This is a genomic window from uncultured Sphingomonas sp. (assembly GCF_937859915.1).
Lineage (GTDB): Bacteria > Pseudomonadota > Alphaproteobacteria > Sphingomonadales > Sphingomonadaceae > Solisphingomonas.
Map to the genome: position 1 here is coordinate 1 of NZ_CALMAW010000059.1, position 6,303 is coordinate 6,303.

General features: G+C 67.1%; 8 protein-coding genes and 1 pseudogene. 8 read left to right on the forward strand and 1 reads right to left on the reverse strand.

Annotated elements, in window-relative coordinates; translation table 11 throughout:
• From Q0326_RS08115 to Q0326_RS08125, 3 genes and pseudogenes are all read left to right on the forward strand, one after another.
• Positions 1 to 395: pseudogene (locus tag Q0326_RS08115) on the forward strand (cytochrome c biogenesis factor); the annotation flags it as partial.
• 117 nt (positions 396 to 512) lie between these two features.
• Positions 513 to 953 (forward strand): MerC domain-containing protein, encoded by a 441-nt coding sequence (locus tag Q0326_RS08120; RefSeq protein WP_298688991.1) that lies wholly within the window; start codon positions 513 to 515, stop codon positions 951 to 953.
• 10 nt (positions 954 to 963) lie between these two features.
• Positions 964 to 1,461 (forward strand): transcriptional repressor, encoded by a 498-nt coding sequence (locus Q0326_RS08125; RefSeq protein ID WP_298688993.1) that lies wholly within the window; start codon positions 964 to 966, stop codon positions 1,459 to 1,461.
• Here the strand turns inward: Q0326_RS08125 and Q0326_RS08130 are convergent.
• Positions 1,425 to 1,685: a hypothetical protein gene (locus Q0326_RS08130; protein ID WP_298689026.1), complete on the reverse strand. Its 261-nt coding sequence runs from the start codon at positions 1,683 to 1,685 to the stop codon at positions 1,425 to 1,427. The two genes, Q0326_RS08125 and Q0326_RS08130, sit on opposite strands and share 37 nt — an antisense overlap.
• Between Q0326_RS08130 and dxs the strand changes: the two genes are divergently transcribed.
• The 5 genes from dxs to Q0326_RS08155 all read left to right on the forward strand — a co-directional run bounded on the left by dxs (position 1,566) and on the right by Q0326_RS08155 (position 6,250).
• A complete protein-coding gene (gene dxs, locus Q0326_RS08135; RefSeq protein WP_298689024.1) occupies positions 1,566 to 3,467 on the forward strand; it encodes a 1-deoxy-D-xylulose-5-phosphate synthase in 1,902 nt (633 codons plus the stop codon). The two genes, Q0326_RS08130 and dxs, sit on opposite strands and share 120 nt — an antisense overlap.
• A 490-nt stretch (positions 3,468 to 3,957) precedes the next feature.
• Entirely contained in the window at positions 3,958 to 4,722 is a 765-nt protein-coding gene (locus tag Q0326_RS08140) for a TlyA family RNA methyltransferase (RefSeq protein ID WP_298688995.1), read from the forward strand.
• A gap of 91 nt (positions 4,723 to 4,813) precedes the next feature.
• On the forward strand, positions 4,814 to 5,335 hold the full coding sequence (locus Q0326_RS08145; protein ID WP_363303859.1) for a TspO/MBR family protein: 522 nt from the start codon (positions 4,814 to 4,816) through the stop codon (positions 5,333 to 5,335).
• Between the two features lie 20 nt (positions 5,336 to 5,355).
• Positions 5,356 to 5,643: an accessory factor UbiK family protein gene (locus tag Q0326_RS08150; protein ID WP_298688999.1), complete on the forward strand. Its 288-nt coding sequence runs from the start codon at positions 5,356 to 5,358 to the stop codon at positions 5,641 to 5,643.
• A gap of 94 nt (positions 5,644 to 5,737) precedes the next feature.
• Positions 5,738 to 6,250, forward strand: a complete 513-nt coding sequence (locus Q0326_RS08155; protein WP_298689001.1) for a YbjN domain-containing protein — start codon at positions 5,738 to 5,740, stop codon at positions 6,248 to 6,250.
• Positions 6,251 to 6,303 lie beyond the last annotated feature (53 nt).

Sequence of the window (6,303 nt, forward strand, 5' to 3'; positions counted from 1 at the left end):
GCGAATCGGGAACCGTGCTCGCGACCGCCGACGCGTTCAACCGGATGGGCGAGGACGAGACCGCGGTCGACCTGATCGGCAACACCATCGCCAAGCATCCCACGGATGTCGGCCTGCGCATCGGCTATGCGCATGCATTGCTGGTGGTCGCGCAGGGCACGATGACGCCCGCGGTGGCGCTCGCCTTCGACCGCGCCGAGCAGATCGCGCCGGCCAACCCGGCCCCGCGCTATTTTCGCGGCCTGGCGCAGGTGGAGACCGGCGACATGGCGGGCGCCGAGCAGACGTGGCGCGCGCTCGATGCGAGCCTGCCCAAGGATTCGCTGTGGAAGGCGCCGCTGGAGAAGCGGCTCGAGCTGTTCGCGATGATGCGGGCCCGCGTCGCGCCCCGCTGAGCCGCCGGGCGTCTGTCGGCCGCCGACCGAGCCGTCGTCCTGACGGTACTCCAGGAAAGGACGATGCAAGGTCGTTTGGTAATATGAGATATTGTATCATGACTTCGAAAGTGCCACATGGCGGTCATGGCCAGCCGCTTTTCAAGGACATCGTCCGCCGCCCGCGAGGAGGCTCGCATCGGTCGTCTCGATCGCGTCGCGATCGCGCTGTCGAGCCTGTGCCTGGTGCATTGCGTCGCCACCGTCCTGCTGACCGCGGTCCTGGCCTCGGCGGGCGCTGCGCTCGCCAATCCGGCCTGGCATGAGGTCGGCTTCACCATCGCAATGCTGATCGGGGCGGTGGCGTTGGGACGCGGTTACGCCGCGCACCGAGACGCACGCCCGCTGCTGGTCGGCGGCGTCGGCCTTGCCTTGATGGGAGTCGGGCTGCTCGGCGCCGAGGGGCTGCCCGAAATCGCCGCGACCATGTCGGGCGTGGTGCTGCTCGCGCTGGCGCATCGCCGCAATGCGCATCGCGGCCATGCCCATGCTCTTGCCGCCGGGCACCGCGACGCCTAGCTTGGCCGGCATGGCACCGACGTCCGCCACGATCGCACGCCCGCACGATCATGCGCATCATCATGGCGCTGCGCTTGCCGAGGCGGCGCAAGCCGCACTCGAGGCGCGAGGCGAACAGTGGACGGCGCTGCGCGCCTCGGTGTTCGACGTGCTGCGTCGGCTCGAACGGCCCGCCTCTGCCTATGATGTGACCGAACAGCTCTCGACCGTGCAGGGGCGTCGAGTCGCCGCCAACAGCGTGTACCGGATCCTCGACCTGTTCGTCGCCTCGAACCTCGCGCAGCGGATCGAGAGCGCCAACGCCTATATCGCAAACCCGCATCCCGGCTGCCGCCACGACTGCATGTTCCTGGTCTGCGATCGCTGCGGGCAGGCGACCCATGTCGACGACGACGCGGTGACCGGCCGCGTGCGCGAGGCCGCCCAGCGCGCGGGATTTCTTCCTGAACGCCCGGTGATCGAGGTTCATGGTCAGTGCGCGGAGTGCAGCGCGGCCACACCGGTCTGATCGATCGCGATTAAGCTTTGTTCACGGTTCGACAGGACGGGCGGGTTGAAGTAAACAGCGCGGTCCAAGGAGATGTCTTTGTGTCCGAACGTCCTGTTACCCCGCTGCTCGATAAAATTGATATTCCAGCGGATTTGCGTCGCCTGAAGCCTGAACAGCTGCCCCAACTGGCGGATGAGCTGCGCGCCGAGATGATTTCCGCGGTGTCCGTCACCGGCGGTCATCTTGGCGCGGGCCTCGGCGTCGTCGAGCTGACCACCGCGATCCATTACGTGTTTGACACGCCGCGCGACCGGGTGATCTGGGACGTCGGCCACCAGGCCTATCCGCACAAGATCCTGACCGGTCGCCGCGACCGTATCCGTACCCTGCGCCAGGGCGGCGGACTGAGCGGCTTCACGCAGCGCGCCGAAAGCGAATATGATCCGTTCGGCGCGGCGCATTCGTCGACCTCGATCTCGGCGGCGATCGGGTTCGCGGTCGCGAACAAACTCGCCAAGCAGCCCGGCAAAGCGATCGCGGTGATCGGCGACGGCGCGATGTCGGCGGGCATGGCCTATGAGGCGATGAACAACGCCGAGGCTGCCGGCAACCGGCTGGTGGTGATCCTCAACGACAATGACATGTCGATCGCGCCCCCGGTCGGCGGTCTCTCCGCCTATCTTGCGCGGATGGTCTCGAGCGGTCCGTTCCTCGGCCTGCGCGACGTGCTCAAGCGATTCGCCAACCGCCTGCCGCGCCCGCTCGCCGACGCCGCGCGCAAGACCGACGAGTTCGCCCGCGGCATGACGATGGGCGGCACGCTGTTCGAGGAACTCGGCTTCTATTATGTCGGGCCGATCGACGGCCACAATCTCGACCATATGATCCCGATCCTCGAGAATGTCCGCGACGCGGCGCAGGGGCCGATCCTCGTCCATGTCGTCACCAAGAAGGGGCATGGATATGCGCCGGCCGAGGCGGCGGCGGACAAATATCACGGTGTCCAGAAGTTCGACGTCGTGACGGGCGTGCAGGCCAAGGCCGAACCTGGCCCGCCGAGCTACACCGGCGTGTTCGCCAATGCCTTGCTCGCCGAGGCGCAACGCGATCCCACGATCGTCGCGATCACCGCGGCGATGCCCACGGGCACCGGGCTCGACAAGTTCCAGAAGGCGTTCCCCGAGCGGCTGTTCGATGTCGGCATTGCCGAGCAGCATGCGGTGACCTTCGCCGCGGGGCTGGCGGCACAGGGGCAGCGTCCCTTCTGCGCGATCTATTCGACCTTCCTGCAGCGCGCCTACGATCAGGTCGTTCACGACGTCGCGATCCAGAATCTGCCGGTGCGGTTCGCGATTGATCGCGCGGGTCTGGTCGGCGCCGACGGCTCGACCCACGCCGGCTCGTTCGACGTGACCTATCTCGCGACGCTGCCGAACATGGTGGTGATGGCGGCCGCGGACGAGGCGGAGCTCGTCCATATGGTGCACACCGCCGCGCTGTATGACGACGGCCCGATCGCGCTGCGCTATCCGCGCGGCAACGGCACCGGCGTGGCGCTGCCCACGGTCCCGGAAAAGCTCGAGATCGGCAAGGGCCGGATCATCCGCGAGGGCAAGAAGGTCGCGATCCTGTCGCTCGGCACGCGGCTGGAGGAAGCGCTCAAGGCGGCCGAGCGGCTCGAGGCGCAGGGGCTGTCGACGACGGTGGCCGATCTGCGCTTCGCCAAGCCGCTCGACAGCGCGCTGATCCGCAAGCTGTGCGCGAGCCACGAGGTGGTGGTGACCGTCGAGGAGGGCGCGATCGGCGGGCTCGGCGCGCATGTGCTGACGCTGGCGTCGGATGACGGGCTGCTCGATACGGGGCTCAAGATCCGCACCTTGCGGCTGCCCGATATCTTCCAGGCGCATGACAAGCCCGAGAAACAATATGCCGAGGCGGGACTCGACGCCGAGGGCATCGTCGGCGCGGTCAAGATGGCGCTGCGGCACAATTCGGTCGGTGTCGTCGGCGAGGTGCGGGCCTAGCGGCGCGGAGGGGGGCGTCCGCGTCAGTGCGCCCCCTGACGAGCGTTCGCGGGTGGCGCGACGCGCCGAAACCGGTGGGCGCGTTCGTTGCCGCGCCGGCGGCGACGGGGCATACTCCCTACGGTGCAGATCTGTCGCGCCCATGTGGCCCAGACATGCGAAAGCCGCCGAGGCGGCGCCGCGGCGGCTGGGGCATGTCGGCGGCGCGGACGGCGGGGACCGTTGCGCCAGCGAACATCAACGCCTCAGTGGATGAGGATCGTGCCGATCGCGAGCGTCTGTGCGCCGACAATCATCGCGAGCATCGCCGCGGTTTCCAGAATGCGCATATATCTGTCCTTATCGAGCCGCGCGCTCGGCGTCCGAGTGGGTTGTTTCCCTGCGGCGAAAGGAGAGATATGCGCGACGAAACATTGTTTCAAGTGACGGACATGAACCTTCTATTGCGAAAAACGCAATTGGGATCCGTCCTTCGCGGAAGCGAGCCGGCATGAGCAAAGTCCGTGCCGATCAGCTGCTTGCGGATCGCGGCCTCGCCGAAAGCCGCACGCGCGCGCAGGCGCTGATTCTGGCGGGTCTGGTCTATTCGGGCGACCGCAAGGTCGACAAGGCGGGGCAGCAATTGCCCGACGACGCGCCGCTCAGCGTCAAGGGGCGGGATCATCCCTGGGTGTCGCGCGGCGGGCTCAAGCTTGATCACGCGCTCGCCCATTTCGATTGGGACGTCGCGGGGCTGATGGCGATCGACGTCGGGTCGTCGACTGGGGGTTTCACCGATGTGCTGCTCGCGCGGGGTGCGGCTAAGGTCTTCGCGGTCGATGTCGGGCACGGGCAATTGGCGTGGAAGCTGCGCGAGGATCCCCGCGTCGTCGTGCTCGAGCGCACCAATGCACGCCATCTCACCACAGACCAGATTCCCGAACTGATCGACTTGGTCGTGTGCGATGCGAGCTTCATCGCGCTGTCGAAGGTGCTGCCGGCCGCGCTTGCGCTGGCGCGCCCCGGCGCGCGCCTTGCCGCGCTGATCAAGCCGCAGTTCGAAGCCGGGCGCGACGAGGTCGGCAAAGGTGGCGTGGTCCGCGACCCGGCGGTTCACCAAGCCGTCTGCGACGATGTCGTCGCATGGTTGGGCGCGGCCGGCTGGCGGGTCGCGGGCGTCGTGCCGAGCCCGATCACAGGCCCGGAAGGCAATATCGAGTTCCTTGTAGCCGCAATGAAACACTCGCCGCACAATGACGTCGATACAGGCGGTTGACGCGGGGCCGCAAGTCGATACCCCTGCGCCTCCAACTTCGGGCCCGTGGGGTAAATGAATGAGCCAAATAGCGTCGCGGGGTCAGTTGCGGATGTCGTTCGTGCGGGTCGCATTGGTTACGGTGCCACCCATTTTGTTGCTGGGGATCCTGTCCGGAGCGGTTGCGGGATCGGGGTCGTCCAATCCGTGGTTTGCAAGTCTTGTCAAACCATCGATCATGCCGCCGGACTGGGCATTCCCTCTCGTCTGGACATTGCTCTACATCGTGATCGGCCTGGCGCTGGCGATGATCGTCGCAGCGCGCGGCGCCGGCGGGCGCTCGATCGGGCTCGCGCTGTTCGCGGTTCAATTCATCCTCAATCTCGCCTGGGCACCGGTGTTCTTCGCCGGGCACGCGATCGGGGCGGCCTTTGCGATCATCCTGCTGATGATCGTGACGACGATCGCCACGATTCTGGCCTTCGCGCGCGTCCGCCAAGGGGCCGCCCTGCTGATGCTGCCCTATCTGGCTTGGATCTGCTTCGCTGCATTCCTCACCCATTCGATCGAGACGCTCAATCCGGGCGGCCAGGCGCTTGCGCCTGCGCAATCGAGTGCCCAAGTGCAGCTCTGATCGATTACAGGACAATCAGCATGCAATCCGAGAACCGCTTTTTCGACGACCTGGTGAAGCTGATGAACGGCGTTGCCGGCACCGTCGCGGGCGCCGGTCGCGAAGCCGAGAGTCAGATGCGCGAGAAGATGAAGGGCGTGTTCGGCGGGATGGACTTCGTCTCGCGCGAAGAGTTCGACGCGGTCAAGGCGATGGCCGCGGCCGCGCGCGACGAGGCGGACGCGCTCAAGGCGCGGCTCGACGCGATCGAGGGGCGCCTGCACGAGACCGGTGCGCCGACATCCGACACGCCGCCGACCGCGATCTGAGGGTTCTCCACAGCTTTGTCGCCCCGGGCCTTGCCGCGCCGCCGCGCGGAAGGCAGAACTTGGCCCGCGGCGAGTGCTGCGCTAGGGGCGGCCAATGACACTCGATGATCTCGAGGATGCGCGCGGAGAGGCGACGCCCCCGATCGACATGCTGGAAAGCTATTTCCAGGCGCACGGCTGGGCGTGCGAACGCCTCGGCGAGGATGAGGTCACCGCGACCGTCCAGGGCAGCTGGACGCAATATGAGCTGCGCGGCGTCTGGCGGCCCGAGGATCGCGTGCTGCAGTTCTTGGCGCTGCCCGACATCCGCGTACCGGCCGACAAGCGCATCGCGATCTACGAGACGATCGGGCTGATCAACGAACAGCTTTGGCTCGGTCATTTCGAGCTCTGGGCCGCATCCGGCCTTGCGCTCTATCGCAACGCCTCGCTGATCGAGGGTGATGGCGAGAGCGTGCTCAGCCTCGACCAGGCCGAGACGCTGATCGAGACCGCGATCGACGAATGCGACCGCTTCTACCCGGTGTTCCAGTTCGTGCTGTGGGGCGACAAGAGCCCGGTCGACGCGATTGCGTCCGCCCTGATCGAGACGCGGGGCGAGGCGTGACGGTGGCCGCCGAGGCGGTCGCCGGCGACGGGCCGATCTAGCTCGCGGGCGCC